At 50.0% G+C, this 22868-nt stretch carries 24 protein-coding genes; 15 read left to right on the forward strand and 9 right to left on the reverse strand.

What is annotated here, in order from left to right; translation table 11 throughout:
• Positions 1 to 34: 34 nt before the first annotated feature.
• From ptsN to E1189_RS17925, 8 genes are all read right to left on the reverse strand, one after another.
• Entirely contained in the window at positions 35 to 493 is a 459-nt protein-coding gene (gene ptsN, locus E1189_RS17890) for a PTS IIA-like nitrogen regulatory protein PtsN (RefSeq protein ID WP_155162112.1), read from the reverse strand.
• 18 nt (positions 494 to 511) lie between these two features.
• Positions 512 to 817 (reverse strand): ribosome hibernation-promoting factor, HPF/YfiA family, encoded by a 306-nt coding sequence (hpf, locus tag E1189_RS17895; protein ID WP_155162113.1) that lies wholly within the window; start codon positions 815 to 817, stop codon positions 512 to 514.
• Positions 818 to 1042: 225 nt separating this feature from the next.
• Positions 1043 to 2530: an RNA polymerase factor sigma-54 gene (locus E1189_RS17900; protein ID WP_155162114.1), complete on the reverse strand. Its 1488-nt coding sequence runs from the start codon at positions 2528 to 2530 to the stop codon at positions 1043 to 1045.
• Between the two features lie 113 nt (positions 2531 to 2643).
• Entirely contained in the window at positions 2644 to 3369 is a 726-nt protein-coding gene (gene lptB, locus E1189_RS17905) for an LPS export ABC transporter ATP-binding protein (RefSeq protein WP_155162115.1), read from the reverse strand.
• 22 nt (positions 3370 to 3391) lie between these two features.
• Positions 3392 to 3937 (reverse strand): lipopolysaccharide transport periplasmic protein LptA, encoded by a 546-nt coding sequence (lptA, locus tag E1189_RS17910; RefSeq protein WP_196221505.1) that lies wholly within the window; start codon positions 3935 to 3937, stop codon positions 3392 to 3394.
• Positions 3924 to 4511: an LPS export ABC transporter periplasmic protein LptC gene (gene lptC, locus E1189_RS17915; RefSeq protein WP_155162117.1), complete on the reverse strand. Its 588-nt coding sequence runs from the start codon at positions 4509 to 4511 to the stop codon at positions 3924 to 3926. The genes lptA and lptC overlap by 14 nt, the downstream gene beginning before the upstream one ends.
• The gene (locus E1189_RS17920; protein ID WP_230460502.1) at positions 4511 to 5551 is read right to left on the reverse strand and encodes a KpsF/GutQ family sugar-phosphate isomerase; all 1041 of its coding nucleotides are present in this window, start codon (positions 5549 to 5551) and stop codon (positions 4511 to 4513) included. The genes lptC and E1189_RS17920 overlap by 1 nt, the downstream gene beginning before the upstream one ends.
• A 76-nt stretch (positions 5552 to 5627) precedes the next feature.
• Positions 5628 to 6593 (reverse strand): calcium/sodium antiporter, encoded by a 966-nt coding sequence (locus E1189_RS17925; protein ID WP_155162119.1) that lies wholly within the window; start codon positions 6591 to 6593, stop codon positions 5628 to 5630.
• Positions 6594 to 6767: 174 nt separating this feature from the next.
• On the opposite strand from E1189_RS17925, the gene E1189_RS17930 reads away from it, so the two are divergent.
• From E1189_RS17930 to hisD, 10 genes are all read left to right on the forward strand, one after another.
• The gene (locus E1189_RS17930; RefSeq protein WP_155162120.1) at positions 6768 to 7559 is read left to right on the forward strand and encodes a hypothetical protein; all 792 of its coding nucleotides are present in this window, start codon (positions 6768 to 6770) and stop codon (positions 7557 to 7559) included.
• A gap of 209 nt (positions 7560 to 7768) precedes the next feature.
• Positions 7769 to 8581, forward strand: a complete 813-nt coding sequence (locus E1189_RS17935; protein ID WP_155162121.1) for an ATP-binding cassette domain-containing protein — start codon at positions 7769 to 7771, stop codon at positions 8579 to 8581.
• Complete coding sequence (gene mlaE / locus E1189_RS17940; RefSeq protein ID WP_155162122.1) at positions 8578 to 9372, forward strand: lipid asymmetry maintenance ABC transporter permease subunit MlaE; 795 nt, start codon at positions 8578 to 8580, stop codon at positions 9370 to 9372. Before E1189_RS17935 ends, mlaE begins: the two co-directional genes overlap by 4 nt.
• Positions 9373 to 9855: an outer membrane lipid asymmetry maintenance protein MlaD gene (gene mlaD, locus E1189_RS17945; protein ID WP_155162123.1), complete on the forward strand. Its 483-nt coding sequence runs from the start codon at positions 9373 to 9375 to the stop codon at positions 9853 to 9855.
• Positions 9856 to 9903: 48 nt separating this feature from the next.
• Complete coding sequence (locus tag E1189_RS17950; protein ID WP_155162124.1) at positions 9904 to 10602, forward strand: MlaC/ttg2D family ABC transporter substrate-binding protein; 699 nt, start codon at positions 9904 to 9906, stop codon at positions 10600 to 10602.
• Between the two features lie 3 nt (positions 10603 to 10605).
• The gene (locus E1189_RS17955; protein WP_155162125.1) at positions 10606 to 10914 is read left to right on the forward strand and encodes an STAS domain-containing protein; all 309 of its coding nucleotides are present in this window, start codon (positions 10606 to 10608) and stop codon (positions 10912 to 10914) included.
• A gap of 49 nt (positions 10915 to 10963) precedes the next feature.
• The gene (locus E1189_RS17960) at positions 10964 to 11206 is read left to right on the forward strand and encodes a BolA family protein (protein WP_155162126.1); all 243 of its coding nucleotides are present in this window, start codon (positions 10964 to 10966) and stop codon (positions 11204 to 11206) included.
• A gap of 11 nt (positions 11207 to 11217) precedes the next feature.
• A complete protein-coding gene (murA, locus tag E1189_RS17965; protein WP_155162127.1) occupies positions 11218 to 12477 on the forward strand; it encodes a UDP-N-acetylglucosamine 1-carboxyvinyltransferase in 1260 nt (419 codons plus the stop codon).
• 123 nt (positions 12478 to 12600) lie between these two features.
• On the forward strand, positions 12601 to 13242 hold the full coding sequence (gene hisG, locus E1189_RS17970; RefSeq protein WP_456238844.1) for an ATP phosphoribosyltransferase: 642 nt from the start codon (positions 12601 to 12603) through the stop codon (positions 13240 to 13242).
• Positions 13243 to 13308: 66 nt separating this feature from the next.
• Entirely contained in the window at positions 13309 to 14622 is a 1314-nt protein-coding gene (hisD, locus tag E1189_RS17975; RefSeq protein ID WP_155162129.1) for a histidinol dehydrogenase, read from the forward strand.
• Between the two features lie 28 nt (positions 14623 to 14650).
• On the opposite strand, the gene E1189_RS17980 is transcribed toward hisD, so the two are convergent.
• Positions 14651 to 15784, reverse strand: a complete 1134-nt coding sequence (locus E1189_RS17980; RefSeq protein WP_155162130.1) for a S1C family serine protease — start codon at positions 15782 to 15784, stop codon at positions 14651 to 14653.
• A 156-nt stretch (positions 15785 to 15940) separates the two neighbouring features.
• On the opposite strand from E1189_RS17980, the gene E1189_RS17985 reads away from it, so the two are divergent.
• The 5 genes from E1189_RS17985 (at position 15941) to tdh (ending at position 22225) form a co-directional block, all read left to right on the forward strand.
• Positions 15941 to 16696, forward strand: coding sequence for a Nif3-like dinuclear metal center hexameric protein (locus E1189_RS17985; RefSeq protein ID WP_155162137.1), 756 nt, complete (start codon positions 15941 to 15943; stop codon positions 16694 to 16696).
• Positions 16697 to 16873: 177 nt separating this feature from the next.
• Positions 16874 to 17836 carry a sulfate adenylyltransferase subunit CysD gene (cysD, locus tag E1189_RS17990; RefSeq protein WP_329602107.1) on the forward strand — a complete coding sequence of 321 codons (963 nt, stop codon included), beginning with the start codon at positions 16874 to 16876 and terminating at the stop codon, positions 17834 to 17836.
• Positions 17836 to 19446 carry a sulfate adenylyltransferase subunit CysN gene (gene cysN / locus E1189_RS17995; RefSeq protein ID WP_155162132.1) on the forward strand — a complete coding sequence of 537 codons (1611 nt, stop codon included), beginning with the start codon at positions 17836 to 17838 and terminating at the stop codon, positions 19444 to 19446. Before cysD ends, cysN begins: the two co-directional genes overlap by 1 nt.
• A 518-nt stretch (positions 19447 to 19964) precedes the next feature.
• On the forward strand, positions 19965 to 21161 hold the full coding sequence (locus E1189_RS18000; protein WP_155162133.1) for a glycine C-acetyltransferase: 1197 nt from the start codon (positions 19965 to 19967) through the stop codon (positions 21159 to 21161).
• A 35-nt stretch (positions 21162 to 21196) separates the two neighbouring features.
• On the forward strand, positions 21197 to 22225 hold the full coding sequence (tdh, locus tag E1189_RS18005; RefSeq protein ID WP_196221506.1) for an L-threonine 3-dehydrogenase: 1029 nt from the start codon (positions 21197 to 21199) through the stop codon (positions 22223 to 22225).
• The last annotated feature ends 643 nt before the right edge of the window (positions 22226 to 22868 follow it).

Raw genomic sequence — 22868 nt, forward strand, 5'->3', positions numbered from 1 at the left:
GAAGGGCTCTGTTTTGAGTAGGACATGATGAAAATCAGGCTGTAACTTTAGCGGTGAGCAATCGGTAAAGTGTTTCGCTGCTATCTGCTGACCTTAGCTCTTCACAGAGTGGCGCATCACTGAACTGTTCGGCAATTTGTCGTAAAAAGTCCAGATGCTTTTCAGTTTCCTGTTCTGGAACAACCAGAGCAAAAACCAGATCAACAGGTTCACTATCTATAGCATCAAAGTCGATAGCTTCAGCCAGCCTGAGAAATACAGCCTGCGGCTCTTCCAGGCCAGCGATACGGCAATGGGGAAGAGCAAAACCACTACCAAGACCTGTGCTGCCGAGCTTTTCCCGGATCACAAGCTGGTTAAACAACTCCTTGGCATCGAGGCCGGGTTGCCGCTGACTAATGATGTTGGCGATGTATTCCAGGGTGCGCTTCTTGCTGGCTCCCTGCACGCCAAATAAGGCGTGACCAGGAGCAAGAATATTCCGTAGACTCATTGGATTTTGGACCGGGGATTAGTGTGAAGCCCCCTGAAGGCGATCAATATTCTTTTCCTTATATTTCAGGAGCTGACGATCAAGCTTGTCTGTCATAAGATCAATGGCAGCATACATATCTTCATGTTCGGACGAGGCCGCGATATCTGCGTTACGTACGTGAAGGGTGGCTTCGGCACATTGCCTTTGTTTTTCAACACTCAGAGTAACCTGAATGCTGGTGATTCCATCGTAATGACTGGCGAGTTTATTAAGCTTTTTGGAAACGTACTCGTGCAGAGCTTCTGTGACGTCGAACTGATGACCACTGATCTTAACTTGCATGCGTTACTCTCCTGATGTCAGGTTGAGCAGCCCCGGCAATTCCATACCGGGCCGACACTTTAGATTCTATCATTAGTCCTGTGCTCCGTCTCGGATTTTGCGTATATGGAGACTATTTCCATGAGCCAGAGCAGGTTCAGGCTCAGTTTTTGGCTACTGTTAGCGAAATTTTCAATCAATACGCCGCCAGACTATGGGAAAGCAATGATTTGGATATTTAATCAGTTAAACCAGACGTTTACGCTCATTAGAGGGCGGAATCATAAGTGCCTCCCTGTACTTGGCGATGGTGCGTCTTGCCACCTTTATACCCTGTTCTTCCAGAAGAACAGCCATCTTGCTGTCACTTAATGGTTTTTTCGGATTTTCCTGAGCGACCAGCTTTTTAATCAAGGCTCGAATGGCTGTTGAAGAACACTCTCCTCCTGATGTGGTACTGACATGACTGGAGAAAAAGTACTTGAGTTCAAAAATGCCTCGAGGCGTATGCATAAACTTCTGGGTGGTGACCCGTGAAATTGTGGATTCATGCATATCAACCGCTTCGGCAATATCATGCAGTACCAGTGGTTTCATAGCTTCCTCACCATAATCAAGAAAGCCTCTTTGGTATTCCACAATACGGGAAGCAACCTTAAGCAGAGTCTCGTTACGGCTCTGCAGGCTTTTGATAAACCAGCGCGCCTCCTGCAAATGGTTTTTCAAATAGGTATTGTCATCGCTGGAGTCTGCCCGACGAATCAGTGACGCATAGCTGTCGTTGATACGCAGATTCGGTGAAGTATCAGGGTTCAAATCAACAACCCAACGGCCTTTACGCTTACGTACCAGTACGTCTGGAATTACATATGCCGCTTCTGATTCCTGCAACTGGGAACCGGGGCGAGGGTTCAGGCTTTGAATGATATCCAGAGCGGCTTTCACTTGTGGCTCTTTTAAGCGGGTACGACGCATAAGGGATGCATAATCCCGTGTGCCCAGAAGATCAATGTAGAGATCTACAATACGATGGGCGTTCATCACATCATCGGTGGCTTCAGGAAGCTGGCGTAATTGAATAAGAAGGCACTCGCGTAAATCCCGACAGGCGACACCGACAGGATCAAAGTGCTGAATGCGATTGAGTACCATCTCAATCTCATCCATTTCAATACCCAGTTCCGGGTCCTGCCCTTCCAGGATGTCGTCCAGAGAAACTGTCAGGTAGCCATTGTCGTCAACTCCTTCAATAATGGCCATGGCAATCATGCGATCACTGTCGGACATAGGTGTCAGGTTCAGCTGCCACTCAAGGTGATCCTGGAGGGTTTCGCTGGAGCTGGTGCGGGAGGCGTAGTCATCGGAAGAGGCGTCGGTCTGGCTGTTTGAACCGGAGGAAGGCGCGGCCTGATAAACATCGTCCCAGCCGCTGTCTACGGGCAGGTCTGTTGGAATAGAGTCTGCCCAGTCTTCCTGTGTTTCCCGGGTTTCATCAGTCTTTTCAGCTTTTGCAGATTCATTGAGGTCTGTCAGACCTGCATCGGACAAAGCATCCTGTGTGGCAGGGTCTGACGTCTGCTGTTCATCCTGTTCCAGCATGGGGTTACTTTCCAGCGCCTGCTGAATCTCCTGTTGGAGATCCAGCGTAGAAAGCTGCAGTAGCCGAATGGCCTGCTGCAGCTGGGGCGTCATGGTGAGCTGCTGGCCAATTTTAAGTTCCAGAGATGGCTTCATAGGATCGTATTATCCAGCCTTTACTGCGCAGTCCTGCAAATTGTTGTCATCATCCCTGCCTCTCAAGCATGCCTGAAACGCTACCCGATAAACCTATCTATCACTGAATGGTTTTAAATTCGGAAGTGCTCGCCAAGGTAGACGTCGCGAACCTTCTGGTTGGCCAGAACAGTGTTACTGTTTCCGGACGCGATAATCTGACCCTCGCTCACAATATAGGCATGTTCACAGATGTCCAGTGTTTCTCTAACATTGTGGTCTGTAATCAGCACCCCAATACCTCTGTTTTTCAGATGCGTGACAATTTCTTTAATGTCAGTAACCGAGATGGGGTCAACGCCGGCAAAGGGTTCGTCGAGCAGAATAAAGGAAGGTTCTGTTGCCAGTGCCCGGGCGATCTCTACACGACGGCGTTCACCACCCGACAGGCTCATGCCCAGGTTGTTGCGGATGTGCTGAATATTGAACTCGTTCAGCAAACCTTCCATTTTATCAATGCGTTCTGCTTTGCTCAGGTCTTTCCGAGTTTCCAGAATGGCCATGATGTTATCAGCAACAGTGAGTTTGCGGAATATGGAGGCTTCCTGTGGCAGGTAGCCAATTCCTGCACGAGCCCGGCCGTGCATAGGTAATGGTGTAAGGTCTTTGTCGTCTATAGTGATCTGGCCGCCTTCGGTTTTCACCAGGCCTACAATCATGTAAAAACAGGTGGTCTTGCCTGCCCCGTTGGGGCCAAGCAGGCCGACAATCTGACCACTTTCAATAGAGACAGAAACATCGCGGACGACTTGTCGGCCGCTGTAACTTTTCTTCAGGTGTTTTGCTTGCAGTTGTGCCATAAGGCCTGTGTCTTTCTCTAATCTACTTCGACGAACCGGGCGCCTGATTAGGCTGGATTACCATCTGAACCCGACCGTTGCTTTTACCTTGCTGACCCTGTGCGTTTACAAGCTGTCTGGCCTGATCGTAATCAATGCGATCACCGATAAAGGTATCGCCTTTTTGCTGCAGGCGAGCTTTCTCGATCAGTTTGATTTTTTCGGTGCCCATATTGTAATCAATGGTCACACCCCAGGCTTTTAAAATGCCTTTATCGCCCTCTTGTTCTTCTTCGTAGTAGGCAAGATCGTTGTTGCCTTCTGAAACAACACGCTGTACCTGGCGATTGGTGGAATAGATAGTGATGATGTCGCCGGTCAGTTTGGTGGAGCCCTGAGTCATCACTACATCGCCACGATAAATGGCAATGCCTTTTGCATCATCAATATCCGCACTGTCGGATGAGATATGGATAGGCTGCTCCCTATCTCCCGAGAGCGCCCAGGAGGGCGAGGCGGTGAGTACCGTAGTCAGGGCCAGGCTCAGATAAACCAGACTCTTACCAAAAGGGAGATTAGCGAGTTTCATGTATGCTTCGTACCCTGGATTTAAGCTGAATAAAATCCCGTTTATAGAACGCGCGCATGCCCACAGCATTCACGACGCTGGTCGGGGTTGTCAGGCGCACTGGCAGATTGCTTTCTGCAAATTCCTGCCCAGAGTAAACGGTCATAAAATCTGTGTCTACACGCTGTGCCGGGTTTCCCTGTGCATCCCGTTGCACCATCACCACATTGTCAATCAGTTCAACCGTTTCACCGTCAGGTAAAACACGGCCGCTGTCTGCCGTTGTATGCCATGGTTGTTTACCAGTGACTTGTGGATCGCCGTTGTAGCTCAACAGGTCAGGGTTTTTCAGCAGCGTTGTATCGTTGTGGGGAAAGTGGCTGATTTCATCGGAAACCAGCACAGACTCCAGTTCACCTTCCGGCCCAAACTCTGTGACACGCGCATTGCGTACAAAAAAATCCGGAGCCTTGTTCTGGGCTGCAGCAGGTTTATTGGCGATTGTGTTGGGGTTGTCCGCCGTATACGACCAGAAACCAATCATCCCGATAAACCCAAGAGCGAGAGCTGTGAAAAAGATTTGCCGCAAGGACATTAAACAACACCGGCTTTCAGTAAGTCGTGCATGTTGATAGCACCCACGGGGCGGTTGTCATCATCAATGCAGATCAGGGCGTTGATATTGTGATCTTCCATCACTTTCAGAGCCTCTGCTGCAAGAATGTTTGGTTGGATAGTGACACAGTTGGCGGTCATGACCTCTTCCACGTTGGTAGTTAGCGGGTTGATACCGTTGTCGAGGGTGCGGCGCAGGTCGCCATCAGTGAAGATGCCACGAAGGCGACGGGAGTTATCTGTAATAGCGGTCATGCCCAGGCCTTTGCTGGTGACTTCCAGCAGGGCGGTGCGCAGAGCTGTACCTTCTTCAACCACTGGCAGGCGATCACCAGAGTGCATAAGGTCACTCACCTTCAGCAGCAGACGACGACCCAGACTGCCTCCGGGGTGGGAGAAAGCAAAATCTTCAGCTGTGAAGCCACGGGCTTCCAGCAGAGCAATGGCCAGAGAATCACCCATAACCAGAGTGGCGGTAGTACTGGAAGTGGGGGCCAGATCCAGAGGGCAGGCTTCCTGCTCTACACCGGTGTTCAAGTGGACTTCTGCGCTGGTGGCCAGAACTGATCCGGGATTGCCGGTCATAGCGATCATGGGGATACCCAGACGCTTGAACAGGGGAATCAGTGTAACAACTTCAGAGCTGCCACCGGAGTTGGAGAGGGCAATAACAACGTCATTGGCGGTAATCATGCCCATATCCCCGTGAGCAGCTTCACCAGGATGCACAAAGAAAGACGGCGTGCCGGTGCTGGCAAACGTAGCGGCCATCTTATTGCCGATGTGACCGGATTTACCCATGCCTGTTACAACCACACGGCCACGGCAGTTCAGAATAAGCTCACAGGCTTTGGCAAAGTCATGGTTGATACGGTCCTGCAGAGCCATGACAGCTTGTTGTTCGATATTGACCGTACGGCGACCGGAGGCAATAAACTCTTCGGCGCTTGCTGCGGAGGTGGTCGTAGAGGCGGCCACAGGGGTGGTGGTCGATGTTGTCATAGGAGAGCGTTTATACATACAGAAAACGAATCACGGGATTGTAACGAAACAGGGCGCACCCTGCTATCGTTGAAGTGTTTCTCAGAGTCTGAGCTTAAGGCTGTGTCAGAATCAGGAGACTATAGGCTATATAGCAGCCAAGCAGTAGCGCACCGGAGGCTCTGCCCAGAATCCTGGGGCGTTTGCTGATCAGGGTGAGGAATACCAGAAGCAGGGTCAGACCTGTCATGATCGGGTAGTCCCGGGCAAAGGCGGACGGATCAATATGCATGGGCGATACGATTCCGGGCACAGCCATAACAGCCAGCAGGTTGAAAATGTTAGAACCAATAATATTGCCGATGGCCATATCGTGGTGCTTTTTCAAAGCACTGGCAACACTGGCGGCCAGCTCCGGCAGGCTGGTACCGATGGCTACAACGGTCAGACCAATGGTGAGTTCGCTGACTCCAAGGCCCCGTACAATCTCAGAGGCTGCCCATACCAGCATTTTGGAGCTGGCCAGAAGAACGCCTAAACCACCCAGCAACAAAAATATAGCCTTGTTCTGAGTGATATCGGGAATCTCAGCTTCGCCCTCATCTCCAGCAGAGCTGAGTCCTTCAGGCTTTGGGTGCTTTTGCCAGTAGTTGAAAACCATTAACGTGATAACAAGAGCGACAATCATGGCTATGCCTTCGGCAAAGCCAATGTAGTTGTCATAAATCAGCAGACCTGATGCGACAGTGATGGCAGCCAGCAAAGGCAGCTCCTTCTTTATCAGGCGTTCATCCACAGGAATGGGGGCAATAAGCAGCGTGACACCCAGTACCAGAGCAATGTTAGCGATGTTTGAGCCCAGTGCATTACCAATAGCCAGATCACCATGACCGGAAGTAGCAGCCATAAAAGAAACAAGAATCTCGGGCGCTGAGGTGCCTATAGAGATAATGGTCAGGCCAATCAGCATGGGGGACATGCCCAGATTTCTGGCTGTGACAGCTGCACCGTTTACAAATTGATCAGCGCTCCACATCAAGGCAATAAAGCCGAGAATAAGAGCTCCAGTGGCTAGTAGCATGAATCCTAAACCGTTTGTTTTTTTGTAGAGATATAAAGATGTGAATAAAGGGTGACATTCTACGGATTTCCTACAGGCTTTTCATCCGGCTTTTCAGTGAGTGTTCAAAGCACTTCTGTTATCTGTTTTGGTGACTATTCTGAATAAATAGCTGCAAGGATGCTGGAGTATTTCATGGGTGTTCAGAATATTAAGGAGATTGGCAGGCTGGGTGGTGCTATTGCCCTTGGTCTTGCAACAGGAGGGTGGGTGGCAGGAGAAGTCAGCATTCCTGTAATCGTTTTGGTTGTTGTTGGCTTGGTTGGCCTGATCCTTATGGTTGGCGGATGTCTGGGGGCTAAGGCTGTAGTGGAGCCTGTGTCTCATACTCCAGCTCTTACCCCGGAAGTGGAATCTCAACCTTTCGATGGTGTGAGTGACAGAGGACAAGAGCTTGAGACGGCCATGAAGCAGCTCAAGGATAAGGAAGAGGAGGTCAGCCATTTACATATGGAATGCCAAAAAAATCTGCAGGCTAATCTAGAATTGCTTGGTCAGCTTGAAGACCTTAATCAACAGCTTTCTGAGTCTCAGAAGCTGTTAGAGAAATCCCAAAAAGAGATTGAGCAGATGGAACAACTTAAGGAAAAGAAAGAGGAAGGTAAAGCTGATAAGCGCGATGAAGAAATCATCCGCCTGAAAGAAGAGCTTGCTACCCAGGAAGCAAAACTGGCATTAGTACAAAAGCAGCTCAATGATATGGAACAGTTCTCCACTCTGGGAAGGCAGCTGATCGCAAGTTTTGATCCCAGTGTGAACCCGGACAGCCTCTTGAATGGAGGGATGGAGTTAACTCAGCAGCAAATGGTGGAGGCCATGCAGGATGGGCAGAGGTTCCAGGAAGGCTATCATGCCATGGCCGCAAAAGGCTTCGGAGGCTCCAAAAAAGAACTGATTGCAGCTATGCAGGGTGCGAAGGCACAGTAATACTTTTGCGAAAAGCACGGCGTTTGACAATAAAATCACATGATCTAATCGGTTTGTATGTGACATTGATACAGACACTACTGCTATTGTGTGGCGGTGGGTGTTACACTTCGCAAAAGTTAAAAAACAAAAAATTATTTGTCGTATTGAGGGTAAGTGAATACGACTGCTGGCCATAGCATTGCCTCTGCAGTGGAAACCTGTTGCTGATGAATCAAGAGACTGAAAACTTTATTGAAATCCGCGGACTTGCGTTCAGACGAGGTGAGCGGGTTATTTTTGATAATATTGATATGGACATCCCTCGGGGTAAAGTAACCGGGATTATGGGGCCTAGCGGCACCGGTAAAACAACCTTGTTACGCCTGATTGGTGCACAGCTAAAACCGGATGCTGGTGAGATCTTTGTTGATGGTCAGAATATCTCCCACCTCGGGCGCGAAGAGCTGTTTCGTGCCCGCTCTAAAATGGGTATGCTGTTTCAAAGTGGCGCACTGTTTACTGACCTGACAGTTTTTGAAAATGTAGCCTTTCCCCTGCGTGTTCACACTAAGTTGCCTGAACCCATTGTTCGTGATGTTGTGCTGATGAAACTGCATGCAGTTGGTCTGCGCAGTGCAGCACAGCTGATGCCAGCTGAACTGTCGGGTGGTATGGCGCGCCGCGTGGCTCTGGCGCGGGCTGTCTCTTTGGATCCGGATTTCATCATGTACGATGAACCGTTTGTTGGACAGGATCCTATCGCCATGGGCGTGCTTGTAAATCTGATTCGCAAGCTTAATACCGCATTAAATCTGACCAGTGTGATTGTCTCCCACGATTTGGCAGAAACCGCCAGTATCTCTGATTATCTCTATTTGCTGGCTGATGGTTCGGTGATTGCCAAAGGCACACCGGAAGAACTGCAGGATTCTAATGATCCTAAGGTGAAACAGTTTATGAAAGGGTTACCTGATGGCCCTGTACCTTTCCATTTTCCGGGAAGCAGCCTGGAGGAAGATATGCTGGGAGATCGTTCATGACCCGCATTCTTGATCATATCGCTGCTCTTGGGCGAAGCGGGCTGGAGGTTCTGCAAGCCGTTGGCCGTGCAACCATTATGCTGACGATGGCATTGCTCGGCCGCAGTCATACCCACGGCTCTATGGGTAAGTTGATTGTTAAGCAGATTTATTCAGTGGGTGTTTTGTCCCTGATTATTATCACTGTGTCCGGTGTTTTTATCGGCATGGTGCTGGGGCTGCAGGGATATAACATTCTTGTGCGTTATGGCTCCGAACAGGCGGTGGGGCAGATGGTGGCCTTAAGCCTGGTGCGTGAGCTGGGGCCCGTGGTCACAGCTCTGTTATTCGCTGGTCGAGCGGGCTCTGCGCTGACGGCTGAAATCGGTTTGATGAAAGCCACTGAGCAGTTGTCTTCTTTGGAGATGATTGGTGTTGACCCTCTCAAGCGCATTATTGCACCGCGTTTCTGGGCCGGGTTTATCAGCATGCCTCTGCTGGCCTGTATCTTCTCTATGGTGGGGATTTTTGGCGGGGCAATGGTGGGTGTTGACTGGCTGGGAATTTATGAAGGTTCCTTCTGGGTCAACATGCAAAACTCTGTTGATTTTCGTGATGATGTCATCGACGGCATCATTAAAAGTGTGATGTTTGGTTTCGTGGTGACCTGGATTGCGGTGTTTCAGGGGTATGATGCTGTGCCGACATCTGAAGGTATCAGTCGGGCAACGACCCGAACCGTTGTCTACGCCTCCCTGGCTGTGCTGGGGCTGGACTTTATCCTCACAGCCGTGATGTTTGGAGATCTCTAAATGCGGATGCGTACTGTAGAAATCAGTGTTGGTGCCTTTTTGCTGGCGGGCCTTTTTGCGCTGGTACTGTTAGCCCTGAGAGTAAGCGGGCTGTCAGTCAATACCGATAACTCAACTTACCGACTCTACGCTGAGTTTGACAATGTTGGTTCACTCACCAGACGTGCCAAGGTGGCCATGGGCGGTGTAGTGATTGGGCGGGTAGTGGATATCGAGCTGGACAAGAAGACTTATATGGCCCGGGTTGTGATGGATGTGAACACCAGTGTAGATAATATTCCCGTGGACAGTTCTGCCGCTATCCTGACAGCTGGTTTGCTGGGTGAGAAGTTTATTGGTATCAGCGTAGGGGGCTCCCGGGAGTTCTATAGAGATGGTGAAAGTATTGATGACACTCAGTCTGCCGTAATTCTCGAAGACCTGATTGGTAAGTTCTTGCTGGGTTCTGTTGGCAAGGATGATGATGGCGGCGATAGCTTTTAATTCTTATATTTTTGTTTCAGCGCGTTTGTGAAGTTGAGGAGCCGGACTATGTCATTGGTGAAAAAACAGGGAATACTGGTCTCAGTATTGGGCGCTTTAATGATGTTTGCTGTGGCTCTGCCAGCTCAGGCATCAACTGCGACTCCAGATAAAATAGCCGGTAATGCGACCATTAAAGTTATCCAGCTGATGAAGGATAACCGCGCGCACTATGAAAAAGATCCCGAAGCTTTTTATCGTGATGTGGAGCAGGTGATTACCCCTGTTGTGGCATTTGACGAAATTGCCCGCGCCGTTATGGGTAAGTACGCTCACCGTGTATCAGACAAAGAAGTGGACCAGTTTACACAGGTGTTTGAGTCCACGCTGGTGCACTTTTACAGCCGTGCCGTACTCACCTTTGATGCCAGCCAGTTGTCCGTCAGCAATGTTGAGCCAGTGCCTGAGGAGTTGATGAAGCGATATGATGCGGGCAGAAGCCGTAACGTGCCTGTAAACCTGAAAGTTCGTAGCAGGGATACTGAATACACCATGTCTTACTCCATGATGAAACAGAATGGAGAGTGGAAGGTGCGCAACATTGTTGTTGAAGGCATCAACATCGGTATCCAGTTCCGTAACCAGTTTGAAAATGCGGTGAACCGCTTCCGTGATGTCTCCAAGGCTATCGAAAAATGGCCTGAGCTCATGCAGCAGAGTGAACAGGAACAGGTTAAAGAGCTGACAGACAAAAATCAGGGGGAATAGTCAATGGGCGAACTGACTCCCATGTCCCCCGGTCGTTTCGCTCTGACCGGGGTGGTGAATAAAGATTCTGTGCCCAAGCTGGTCGATAGCAGCTGGGCCGCTCTTGCAAAGGACCCAGCGAGGGATCTGGTTGTTGATCTGTCAGGAGTCGATCACGCTGATAGCTCTGCGCTGGCTATGTTATTGTCTTGGGTACGCCGTGCTCGCCAGAGTGAAAAAGAGCTTGCCTTCGCCCAAATTCCAGATGATTTGATGGCTTTAGCCCGGGTTTGTGGCATGGATGAGTTGTTGCCCCTAGTCTCCCGCCCCTGAGTTCCCTATCATACGCACTTTTGCGTTCCTGTTTTTGGAAAGACTTATTATGCAAGCCAGCGAAGTTAAAGAGCTGCTCGAAGCCAGGCTAGAGGGTGCAGAGGTAATGGTTGAGGGCGAAGGTTGCGACTTCACTCTGAAAATCATTTCTCCGGTTTTTGCAGGGTGTCTGCCAGTCAAACGCCAGCAGATGGTCTATACACATCTCAACGAGATGATAGCTGCTGGCACTATCCATGCTGTTACTATGCAGATTTTCACACCTGAGGAGTGGGCAGCCCGTCAAGGGTAAGCGGTTATTCGATGGATAAACTGATTATTACTGGTGGCAACCGCCTGGACGGAGAAATCCGTATTTCTGGTGCCAAAAATGCTGCCCTGCCAATTCTGGCCGCCACCCTTCTGGCCAGCGAGCCGGTAACCATTTGCAACCTGCCTCATCTTCAGGACATCACCACCCTCATTGAGCTGTTTGGCTGCATGGGCGTGGAGCTGATGATTGACGAGAAAATGAACGTAGAAGTTCATGCCGATACCATCAAGCACCTCACAGCTCCCTACGATCTGGTAAAAACCATGCGTGCCTCCATTCTGGTGCTTGGCCCACTGGTGGCCAAGAATGGTTATGCAGAAGTGGCTCTTCCCGGTGGTTGTGGCATTGGCAGCCGTCCTGTGGACTTACACCTGCGCGGTCTGGAAGCCATGGGCGCAGAAGTGCTTGTGGAAGATGGTTATATCAAAGCCAAGGCTGATCGCCTGAAAGGTGCTCACATCTTCTTCGACACCGTTACTGTAACAGGCACCGAGAACTTGCTGATGGCAGCGGTGCTGGCTGATGGGGAAACGATTCTCGAAAATGCTGCCCGTGAACCAGAAGTGGTTGATCTGGCAGAGTGCCTTATCCGCATGGGTGCAGACATTGAAGGTCATGGTACAGACACTATTCGCATTCAGGGCAAGGAAAAGCTCCACGGCTGTGTTTACTCTGTGCTGCCTGACCGTATCGAAACCACAACATATCTGATCGCTGCGGCCGCAACCCGCGGACGCATTCGTGTAAAAGATACTGATCCCACTATTCTGGATCCGGTTCTGGTGAAACTCCGTGAATCTGGCGCCAAGGTTGAAGTGGGTGAAGACTGGATTGAACTGGATATGGAAGGTCGTCAGCCTAAAGCTGTGAGCCTGAAAACAGCGCCTTATCCCGGTATGGCGACTGACGTTCAGGCGCAGTTCACCGCACTGAATGCAGTGGCAACCGGTTCTGGCACAATCACCGAAACCATTTTCGAAAACCGCTTTATGCATGTTCTTGAAATGAAGCGTATGGGGGCAGATATTGACGTTGAAGGCAATACTGCAATTGTGCGTGGTGTGGATAACCTGAAGTCTGCTCCGGTTATGGCGACGGACCTCCGTGCATCTGCCAGTCTGGTCATCGCAGGTCTGGTGGCTACTGGCGATACTGTCGTTGATCGTATCTACCATATCGACCGTGGTTACGAATGTATCGAAGAGAAGCTGCAACAGCTGGGTGCAACCATCCGTCGCGTACCTCGCTAAAGCTCCCTCCTCTGAAAAGGGAGGGAAACGTTGCCCAGGAGTGTGGGGAGCACTCCCCAGGCAATCATATTGAGATGCAGATATGATCTGTACCGAGCAAGCTATAAGCGGACAATAACAATGATTTCGACACCTCTGACAATAGCCCTCTCCAAGGGGCGTATTCTTCAGGAAACCCGCCCGCTTCTTGAAAAGGCAGGTATTACCCCGGCGGAAGATATTGCCAAAACCCGCAAACTGATTATTCTCACCAACCATGAAAATGTTCGTCTGCTGATTGTTCGGGCGAGTGATGTGCCGACCTATGTTGAACATGGAGCTGCCGACCTTGGTGTGGCCGGAAAGGATGTGCTGATGGAGCACAACTCTTCTGAACTCTATGAGCCTCTTGATCTGCAAATCTCAAAGTGTCGCCTCATGACGGCCACAACCGTTGATTATCAGGAAGAGCCCGGTAAGCGCATTCGAGTGGCGACAAAGTTCGTCAACATTGCCAAGCGGTTTTATGCCAGCCAGGGCAAACAGGTGGATATCATCAAGTTATATGGCTCTATGGAGCTGGCACCACTGATTGATCTGGCCGATCAGATTGTCGATATCGTGGATACCGGAAATACCTTAAAAGCCAATGGTCTGGAGCCCAGAGAGCATATTGCCGATATCAGCTCCCGACTGGTAGTCAACCGTGCAGCCATGAAAACGAAGCACGAAACAATCAGCCAGATTATCGCTCATATGAAAGCGGCAGTAGACGCAATGCCTTAACCCGCATTTTCACAGGCTCCTTAATCAATTACTAATAAAAACGAGTGACAACGTCAGAGGTACTCCATGAGCAAAGATGAACTGCAACCCCGCAGGCTGGTTTATGGTGATAAGACATTTGCGCAACAACTGGATCATCTTCTGGCGTGGGAAACGGTTTCTGACACCACTGTTCAGCAGATTGTGACTGACATTGTTGAACAGGTTCGTACCCGTGGTGATGCAGCTCTTCTGGAGTACAGCAACCGCTTTGATGGGTTATCTGCAACAGAGATGTCCGACGTCAGCCTCAATAAAGAGCAGCTGGCTAATGCTCTGGAAAATCTGCCACCAGAACAGCGTAATGCACTGGAAGTGGCAGCAAAGCGTATTCGCGATTATCACGAAAAACAGGTTCAAAGTGACTGGAGCTTTACAGAATCTGATGGCACAACACTTGGTCAGCGAATAACTTCTCTTGATCGCGTAGGGCTTTATGTGCCAGGTGGTCAGGCCGCATATCCCTCCTCTGTTCTGATGAATGCCATTCCCGCCAGAGTTGCTGGTGTGGAAGAAGTAGTTATGGTTGTCCCTGCATCTCATGGGGAGGTGAACGAGCTGGTTCTTGCAGCTGCGGCTCTTGCGGATGTAGACAAAGTCTTCACCATTGGCGGAGCGCAGGCTGTTGCGGCTTTGGCCTATGGAACAGAAACCGTTCCCGCTGTTGATAAAATTGTTGGGCCTGGGAATATCTATGTGGCGACCGCCAAGCGTATGGTGTTCGGCCAGGTTGGTATTGATATGATTGCTGGCCCATCGGAGATTCTTGTGATTAGTGATGGCAAGACAAACCCAGACTGGGTCGCGATGGATTTATTCTCACAGGCAGAGCATGATGAGGATGCTCAAGCCATTCTGATCAGTCAGGATGCCGCATTTTTGGATGCGGTGCAGGCGAGTATGAACAAGCTGCTGCCTGCGATGGAACGGAAAGAGATTATTCAGGCATCCATTAGTGGCCGTGGTGCATTTATCCATGTGCCGGACTTGGGAAGGGGGCTTGAGGTTGTGAATCGGGTTGCACCAGAACACCTCGAACTGTCAGTAGAGAATCCGGAGGCTATGCTCCCCCATATTCGCCATGCCGGTGCCATTTTTATGGGGCGCTATACCGCTGAAGCTCTCGGAGACTACTGCGCAGGGCCAAACCATGTGCTTCCGACCTCTGGCACAGCGCGGTTCTCATCGCCTCTGGGGGTTTATGATTTCCAGAAACGAACATCCCTCATTAACTTTTCAGCAAAAGGGGCATCGGAAGCTGGAAAGGTGGCTTCGGTATTGGCAAGAGGGGAAGGGCTGACGGCTCACGCTTGCTCTGCGGAGTATCGAATAAACAAATAAAGTTCTCAGGGAGCTTTTATTAAGCTCCCTAGCCGCGAGAGGGGTCCTCTGGACGCTCGCCAACCTCAGCAACAAAAGGCATCTTCTTACCGTCCCGTAGGACCATAATGGTTACCTTTGAGCCAGGCTTTAACTTGGCCACACTGTTCATTACCTTTCGGGCGTCGTATGTCACAAGATCATTGATACGCAGAATAATGTCCCCGCGCTGTAATCCTGCAGCTTTGGCAGGACCTTTCTCATACACTCCGGAAATCAGAATTCCGCTGCCCAGTGGCAGGTTAAATGCCTCAGCCAGCTCGGTGCTGAGAGCTGTAGACTCAATTCCCAGCCAGCCACGCACGACTCGACCCTTATCGATGATGGACGACATCACAAACTTTGCGAGATTGGAGGGGATAGCAAAGCCCAAACCTTCACTGCCACCATCACTGGAGATCAGAGCAGTGGAAATGCCCACAAGTTCGCCCTTGGCATTCACAAGGGCGCCACCGGAATTGCCGATATTGATAGCTGCATCGGTCTGAAGGAAACCTTCGTAGTTGCTGAGGCGAAGATCACGGCGAGTAGCGCTGATAATGCCCTGGCTCACGGTTTGTCCAAGACCAAACGGGTTACCAATGGCTAAAACTACATCGCCAATTTTTACTGATTTTGAGTCAGCCCAATCGGCACTGGGTAAGTCTTGTATCTCAATTTTCAACACTGCCAGATCGGTTTCCGGATCAACACCAATAACATTGGCCCGTGTCTCCCTAAAGTCGGGTAAAGCAACAATAATATCGTCAGCACCTTTGATGACATGATTATTGGTGAGAATGTATCCAGCGGGACTTACAATGACACCAGAGCCAAGGCTGGATTGAACCTGTTGCCGGCGAGGGATTCGACTTTTGCTGAACGGTTCAGAAATCAGGTTGTTCTCACGGTTTCCGGGGCGACGCAGGGTTCTCTGGGTGAAAATGCTGACCACAGAGGGTGCCGCTTTCACTACGGCGGAATTAAAGGATGGAACAAATTCCTGTGCAGGTTGCTCGGCCACAGGCTTCTTTTCTGGTATGCCAGTGAGTGAGGGATACTGTTGCAGGATTAACAGTGCAACAAGAAATCCGCAAAGTGCGGGCCAGCCAAACCAGCGGAAAGTGCGAGAAAACCGGCTCATTCGATGTATCCAGCCATCCTGTGTGTTGAGCTTAAATTCTTATGGGCTACTGAGTTATATGGTGAAACATCAATAGCTCAGAATTAGTATAAAGGTATGAATGGGCTGGTGATATATGAAAAGCCCGGTATGTCTGAAAAGAAGGTAAATACCACCATGAAATTACAGGAACTGGTTCGTATTCTGGATACAGAGCTGCAGCCGTGGCAGTTTCGTGACTACTGTCCCAATGGCTTACAGGTTGAAGGTCGGGATGAAGTTCTGCGTGTAGCAACCGGCGTAACCGCCTGTGAAGCCGTGATCGATCAGGCTATTGCCTGGAAAGCCGATGCCATTCTGGTGCACCACGGCTACTTTTGGAAAAATGAACAGGCGCAGATTACCGGCATGAAAAAGCGCCGCCTGCAAAAGTTGCTTACCCACGATATCAGCCTGCTGGGTTATCACCTGCCGTTGGATGCCCACACCACCATGGGTAATAACGCAACGCTGGCCAAACTGTTGGGTCTAACGGAAACCGGCCCTCTTGATCCAGCAGAATCCCGCCCAATTGGCAATGTAGGAGAGGTTGATCAGTCTACTTCGCTGGATGACTTCAGTGCCATGATAGAGAGCACGTTGGGTCGTAAGCCTTTGGTCATCAGCGGTGGTGATCATCCGATCAAAACCGTGGCGTGGTGTACTGGCGGCGCTCAAAGTCTGCTGGGTAAGGCAGTTGAGGCTGGAGTGGATGCTTATATCAGTGGCGAGATTTCAGAATCTACTGTTCATACCGCCCGGGAGGAAGGCATCCATTATATTTCAGCGGGTCACCATGCGACGGAACGCGGCGGTGTTCAGGCTTTGGGTGCCTGGCTTGCTGCTGAATATGGCATAGAGCATCAGTTCTTTGATATTGGTAATCCGGTTTAACTTTGTTGCCTTATTTGAGTTTGATCGCAGCAGGTAGTGACTTGCTGCGCTCCGTATTGTCGTTAGGGTACGCTCGTTTCTTAGAGTCACCCTTTGATGTCATATAGATAGTACAAACAATTCTAAATATCCCCGCTCATATTCTTTAGAATTATTGATATAGTGAGCCTCCCGCCAATAACTCAAACGAATAAGGCGGCTCAGAATGACAATAACGGGGTTGCCCCAATGAGCGCGGATTTTAACCTGAACCACCTTCGGCAACTTGAAGCCGAAAGTATCCATATTATTCGAGAAGTGGCGGCTGAGTTCGATAATCCGGTGATGCTGTATTCTGTGGGCAAAGACTCTGCAGTGATGCTGCATCTTGCCCGTAAAGCATTTTTCCCCGGACGTATTCCCTTTCCCCTGCTGCATGTTGACACCACCTGGAAGTTCCGGGAGATGATTGAGTTTCGGGATCGAATGGCAGAAAAGTACGACCTCGATTTGCTGGTACATATCAATCAGGAAGGTGTGGATATGGGCGTTGGTCCGTTAACCCACGGCAGCTCCAAACACACCGATATTATGAAAACTCAGGCCCTGCGTCAGGCTCTGGATAAGTACGGTTTCGATGCGGCCTTTGGTGGTGCCCGCCGGGATGAAGAGAAGTCCCGGGCGAAAGAGCGGGTTTACTCTTTTCGGGATCGTAACCACCGATGGGATCCAAAAAATCAGCGACCAGAGCTATGGAATGTGTACAACGCCAGGCACGACAAGGGTGAAAGCATTCGCGTATTCCCTCTGTCTAACTGGACGGAGCTGGATATCTGGCAGTATATCTGGCTGGAGAATATCGAGATTGTTCCTCTGTATCTGGCGGAAAAACGCCCCGTTGTCGAACGGGACGGCATGCTGGTGATGGTGGATGATGAACGTATGCCTCTGGAAGAGGGCGAAGTACCGGAAATGAAGTCAGTACGTTTTCGAACCCTTGGCTGCTACCCGCTCACCGGTGCCGTGGAATCCGAGGCGGCAACTCTGCCGGATATTATTCAGGAGATGCTGCTGACCACCACCTCTGAACGACAGGGAAGAGCTATTGATCATGACTCCTCCGGCTCTATGGAGAAGAAAAAGCAGGAGGGGTACTTCTAATGAGTCACCAGTCTGAGCTGATTGAATCAGATATTATTTCCTATCTGAAACAGCACGAAAATAAAGAATTGCTGCGCTTTCTGACTTGCGGCAGCGTAGACGACGGAAAAAGCACACTGATTGGGCGTTTACTTCATGACAGCAAAATGATCTTTGAAGATCAGTTAGCTTCTATCGAGAGCGATAGCAAAAAAGTCGGCACGCAAGGGGAAAAGCTTGATCTGGCCCTGCTGGTGGATGGTTTGCAAGCTGAAAGGGAGCAGGGCATCACTATTGATGTAGCGTATCGTTATTTTTCCACTGAAAAGCGCAAGTTTATTATTGCCGATACTCCGGGGCACGAGCAGTACACCCGCAATATGGCTACCGGTGCATCCACCTGCGATCTGGCTGTTATTCTGATTGATGCCCGCTACGGTGTGCAGACTCAAACACGACGTCATTCGTTTATTGCCAGTCTGCTGGGTATCAAGCATATTGTGGTGGCCGTCAATAAAATGGATCTTGTGGATTATAGTCAGGACACTTTCGAAAATATCCGCAATGATTATCTGGATTTTGCCGAGCCGTTAACGACGGATAGCGCTATGGGTGATATTCGCTTCGTACCCATGTCTGCTCTCGATGGCGATAATGTTGTGAACCCCAGCCCCAATATGGTCTGGTATGAGGGTAAAACGCTGATGCAGATTCTTGAGTCGGTAGACATTGCTGATGATAAGAATCTGGATGATTTTCGCCTTCCGGTTCAATATGTGAACCGTCCGAATCTGAACTTCCGTGGTTTTGCCGGAACGATTGCTTCCGGTGTTATAAGCACGGGAGAAGAACTTAAGGTTCTTCCTTCTGGCAAAACAAGCCGTGTAAAGGAGATTGTGACATTTGATGGCAATCTGGAACAGGCGTTTGCCGGTCAGGCTGTTACCCTGACACTGGAAGATGAAATTGATATCAGTCGTGGAGATATGCTGGTATCGACACAAAACATACCAGAGCAGGCCCGTGAGCTGGATGCCACTGTTGTGTGGATGTCTGAGCAACCATTGCAACCCGGGCGTCAGTATGAAATCAAACTGGGTGCGTTCAGCTCAACAGGGCAGGTGAGTAATATTCACCATCGTATCGATGTGAATACTCTGGAAGAGCAGTCAACTTCGCAGCTGGCTTTGAATGAGATTGGTGTTTGCCATCTCTCCCTCACCCGTGCAGTAGCCTTTGATGCATATCGCAATAACCGTGCAACTGGCTCATTTATTGTCATTGACCGTTTGACCAATGCCACCGTTGGCGCAGGCATGATTAACGGTAAGACTGAGTCTGGAAAGCTCGGTAAAGTTTCCGCAGCTGAACGGGCAGCCCGTCTTGGTCAGAATGCGGCTGTTATTGAGCTGACTGATGCCTCCCTGAGACAACTGCAGGACATGGAGCGACAGCTCTTCAGTTACGGCTTGTTTCCAGTGATCAGCCTGGGAAGCAGCCTTGAGATTGAACAGCTCATGCGCAATCAGGGGCTAGTGGTTTTAACGCACAATGCCCACTCTCCGGATGCCGTCCGTTTGGAGTTTCAGGAGAATCTGGCAAAGCACATCTCAAATCTGGTTTCTCTGTAACCAGAGTGCTTTTTTTAACAACTCGTTTCTTTTCAAACAATCAGCCCGGTTAAATGCCGGGCTGATGTTTTTGAGTCAGCATGCAAATGGATTTTCAGTAAATTTATTGTCAGCAAACCTTGCTGCTGAAGACTTTTTTTCTGGATAGATATCATGACTGAATAACGCTCTACTGGTTTATATTGCCGTATTTTTGTAAAAGGGTGGTTATTCTTACTGAATAATGTGGTTTCTTAAGAGTAAGTCGGAAATTAAGTGATATATTCTGGCTCTATATATGCTGTCTGACGGAGTGATATTGGGCAGCTGTTGGTTAAAGCTTGGGAGACTACTTATATTGCCACTTGGATATTGTGGCTAATATAACCTGACATAGGTCATCGCCCCGCGTTTACCAAAGACGTACTATTGCGGCGTATACACTAAATTTCTCTGCACTTCTCTATACCAGAAGCTGACTTTGTTCGGGTTTCTGGTTGAGGTGGTTGTTCCATCATCTAGAGCCTTTTGGAGCCAGGATGAAATCTGCATTTTATGATCAGCTCACCAACCAACTGGATGAGCTTAAGCAGCAAGGCCTTTACAAGGACGAGCGCGTTATTACTTCCCAGCAGTCTTCCGACATTACTGTGACTGGTGGCGAACAGGTTCTTAACTTCTGTGCCAACAACTACCTTGGTCTGGCAAACGCCCCTGAGCTGATCGAAGCTGGCCAGAAAGCTCTGGACAAGTACGGCTACGGCATGGCGTCTGTACGCTTTATCTGTGGTACTCAGGATGTTCACAAGGAACTGGAACAGCGTTTGTCCAGCTTTCTGGGTATGGAAGACACCATCTTGTACTCCTCCTGCTTCGATGCAAACGCAGGCCTGTTCGAGACTCTGCTGAGTGCTGAAGATGCCATCATCAGTGATTCCCTGAATCATGCCTCCATCATCGATGGTGTGCGTCTGTGCAAGGCCAAGCGTTTCCGCTACGCCAACAACGATCTGGAGTCTCTGGAAGAACAGCTGAAAGCCGCTGACGAAGCCGGTGCTCGCCACAAGATGATCGCCACCGACGGCGTATTCTCCATGGACGGCATCATCGCAAACCTGAAGGGCATCTGCGATCTGGCTGACAAGTACAACGCTCTGGTTATGGTTGACGACTCCCATGCTGTTGGTTTCGTTGGCGACAAGGGCCGTGGTACTCACGAATACTGTGAAGTGATGAGCCGTGTAGACATCATCACCGGTACTCTGGGTAAGGCTATGGGTGGCGCTTCCGGCGGTTACACCGCTGCCAGGAAGGAAGTGATTGACTGGCTGCGTAACCGCTCCCGTCCCTATCTGTTCTCCAACACGCTGTGCCCAACTATTGCATCTGCCACCCTGAAGGTGCTGGACATGCTGGAAGAAGGCGACGATGTACGCGTGCGTCTGCGTGAAAATGCAGCTTACTTCCGCACAGAAATGGAAAAGCACGGCTTCACTCTGGCTGGTAAAGACCACCCAATCATTCCAGTGATGCTGGGCGATGCAACCTTGGCAAAAGATTTTGCTGATCGCATGCTGAAAGAAGGCATCTACGTTATCGCGTTCAGCTTCCCTGTTGTTCCAAACGGCAAGGCCCGTATCCGTACCCAAATGTCCGCTGCTCACACCAAAGAGCAGATTGACCGTGCCGTTGCAGCCTTTGTTAAGGTTGGCGTTGAGCTGAAGGTTATCGGTTAAGACGAGTCTTAAAGGAGTTATTCCACATGGCAAAAATGAAAACTCTGGCCAAGCTGCATGCCAAGAAAGGCATCTGGATGGACGAAAAGGACATCCCGACTCCTGGCCATAACGATGTTCTGGTAAAAATCCACAAAACTGCGATCTGTGGTACCGACATCCACATCTACAACTGGGATGAATGGTCCCAGAAGACTATTCCACTGGGCATGACCGTAGGCCACGAATTTTCCGGTGAGATCGTAGAGCTGGGTCAGGAAGTACAAGGCTTCAAAGTCGGCGATCGCGTATCCGGTGAAGGCCACCTGGTGTGCGGGCATTGCCGTAACTGCCGTGCTGGCCGTCGTCATCTGTGTCGTAACACTCAGGGCGTTGGTGTAAATCGTCAGGGCTGCTTTGCTGAGTATCTGTGTATTCCTGCTGCCAACGTATTCCCTCTGCCAGACGATATCAGCGATGACATGGCGTCCATCTTTGATCCATACGGCAACGCTGTTCACACAGCTCTGCAGTTCGACATGGTTGGAGAAGACGTTCTGGTAACTGGTGCCGGCCCAATCGGCATCATGGCTGCAGCTGTTGCCAAGCACGCCGGTGCGCGCAACGTTGTGATCACTGATGTGAACGAATACCGCCTTTCTCTGGCTCGTGAAATGGGCGTGACCCGTGCTGTGAACGTTGCTGAAGAGAAGCTCGATGACGTGATGAAAGAGCTGGGTATGACCGAAGGGTTTGACGTTGGTCTGGAAATGTCCGGTAACGGTCACGCTTTCAACCAGATGCTGGAACTGATGAACCACGGTGGCAAGGTTTCCATCCTGGGCATCCCTGCAGAAGGCACTATGATTGACTGGAATCAGGTGATCTTCAAGATGCTGACACTGAAAGGCATCTACGGCCGTGAAATGTTTGAAACCTGGTACAAGATGGGCAGCATGCTGCAGTCCGGCCTGAACCTGGACCCAATCATTACCCACCGTTACCCAGTGTCCAAGTTCGAAGAAGCTTTCGAGATTATGGCTGGTGGTAAGTCCGGTAAGATCGTTCTGGATTGGACTGAGTAACTCCATACACTCTCATAATGCGACCCTTTTCCCCAAAGGGAGCGAGTAATCGCTCCCTTTTTTATAAACAAAAGTTGTCGTGTCTGCTATTTTTTTCAGACCTGTCTGGCGAGTAGTGGCATCAACCGAATGCGCTCAAATAAAAGACAAGCTTATAACAAAACGAAACTCTCCTGCGCCGACATTATCTGTGTGAATTTGATGGAGACGTTGAATGGAACTAAAGGCAAGGTTGAGAGGTAAAGTTAAAAAAACTGCACACTGCTTTGCCAAAGGGGTTTTACTTCTCAGTGCTTCCTCATGGATACTTGCCTCTGCAGAACCTCCACCCCTTAAAATATCGGGGTCAGGGCGTCATTCCCTTCCAGCTATTGTTCAATCTCCTCATGTTCCAATATCCTCCCCAAAGCACTGGCTTGAAGTCGGACTCCATCAATTGACAAGTAAAAGAGGTTCATGCTGTTCAAGCAATTCCTCCACTTATAATGTCAGTCCTCTTATGGGGAGTTCTCCGGATGTCAGCCTTGCACTGACACGATCAGGTTCATTCGATCATCAGGATGTGGCCACAGGGCAGATAAAGTATCACCAAAGGGAGTACTGGCATCGTCACTCCCAAGGTTCATTGTTTCACTCTCTTCCC

It is taken from the genome of Parendozoicomonas verongulae (assembly GCF_009711465.1).
Taxonomy (GTDB): domain Bacteria; phylum Pseudomonadota; class Gammaproteobacteria; order Pseudomonadales; family Endozoicomonadaceae; genus Sansalvadorimonas; species Sansalvadorimonas verongulae.

Excerpts from the sequence above, each read along its gene's own strand:
- ptsN (WP_155162112.1), bottom strand. The coding sequence starts at position 493 with ATGAGTCTACGGAATATTCTTGCTCCTGGTCACGCCTTATTTGGCGTG.
- hpf (WP_155162113.1), bottom strand. The coding sequence starts at position 817 with ATGCAAGTTAAGATCAGTGGTCATCAGTTCGACGTCACAGAAGCTCTG.
- E1189_RS17900 (WP_155162114.1), bottom strand. The coding sequence starts at position 2,530 with ATGAAGCCATCTCTGGAACTTAAAATTGGCCAGCAGCTCACCATGACG.
- lptB (WP_155162115.1), bottom strand. The coding sequence starts at position 3,369 with ATGGCACAACTGCAAGCAAAACACCTGAAGAAAAGTTACAGCGGCCGA.
- lptA (WP_196221505.1), bottom strand. The coding sequence starts at position 3,937 with ATGAAACTCGCTAATCTCCCTTTTGGTAAGAGTCTGGTTTATCTGAGC.
- lptC (WP_155162117.1), bottom strand. The coding sequence starts at position 4,511 with ATGTCCTTGCGGCAAATCTTTTTCACAGCTCTCGCTCTTGGGTTTATC.
- E1189_RS17920 (WP_230460502.1), bottom strand. The coding sequence starts at position 5,551 with ATGTATAAACGCTCTCCTATGACAACATCGACCACCACCCCTGTGGCC.
- E1189_RS17925 (WP_155162119.1), bottom strand. The coding sequence starts at position 6,593 with ATGCTACTAGCCACTGGAGCTCTTATTCTCGGCTTTATTGCCTTGATG.
- E1189_RS17930 (WP_155162120.1), top strand. The coding sequence starts at position 6,768 with ATGGGTGTTCAGAATATTAAGGAGATTGGCAGGCTGGGTGGTGCTATT.
- E1189_RS17935 (WP_155162121.1), top strand. The coding sequence starts at position 7,769 with ATGAATCAAGAGACTGAAAACTTTATTGAAATCCGCGGACTTGCGTTC.
- mlaE (WP_155162122.1), top strand. The coding sequence starts at position 8,578 with ATGACCCGCATTCTTGATCATATCGCTGCTCTTGGGCGAAGCGGGCTG.
- mlaD (WP_155162123.1), top strand. The coding sequence starts at position 9,373 with ATGCGGATGCGTACTGTAGAAATCAGTGTTGGTGCCTTTTTGCTGGCG.
- E1189_RS17950 (WP_155162124.1), top strand. The coding sequence starts at position 9,904 with ATGTCATTGGTGAAAAAACAGGGAATACTGGTCTCAGTATTGGGCGCT.
- E1189_RS17955 (WP_155162125.1), top strand. The coding sequence starts at position 10,606 with ATGGGCGAACTGACTCCCATGTCCCCCGGTCGTTTCGCTCTGACCGGG.
- E1189_RS17960 (WP_155162126.1), top strand. The coding sequence starts at position 10,964 with ATGCAAGCCAGCGAAGTTAAAGAGCTGCTCGAAGCCAGGCTAGAGGGT.
- murA (WP_155162127.1), top strand. The coding sequence starts at position 11,218 with ATGGATAAACTGATTATTACTGGTGGCAACCGCCTGGACGGAGAAATC.
- hisD (WP_155162129.1), top strand. The coding sequence starts at position 13,309 with ATGAGCAAAGATGAACTGCAACCCCGCAGGCTGGTTTATGGTGATAAG.
- E1189_RS17980 (WP_155162130.1), bottom strand. The coding sequence starts at position 15,784 with ATGAGCCGGTTTTCTCGCACTTTCCGCTGGTTTGGCTGGCCCGCACTT.
- E1189_RS17985 (WP_155162137.1), top strand. The coding sequence starts at position 15,941 with ATGAAATTACAGGAACTGGTTCGTATTCTGGATACAGAGCTGCAGCCG.
- cysN (WP_155162132.1), top strand. The coding sequence starts at position 17,836 with ATGAGTCACCAGTCTGAGCTGATTGAATCAGATATTATTTCCTATCTG.
- E1189_RS18000 (WP_155162133.1), top strand. The coding sequence starts at position 19,965 with ATGAAATCTGCATTTTATGATCAGCTCACCAACCAACTGGATGAGCTT.
- tdh (WP_196221506.1), top strand. The coding sequence starts at position 21,197 with ATGAAAACTCTGGCCAAGCTGCATGCCAAGAAAGGCATCTGGATGGAC.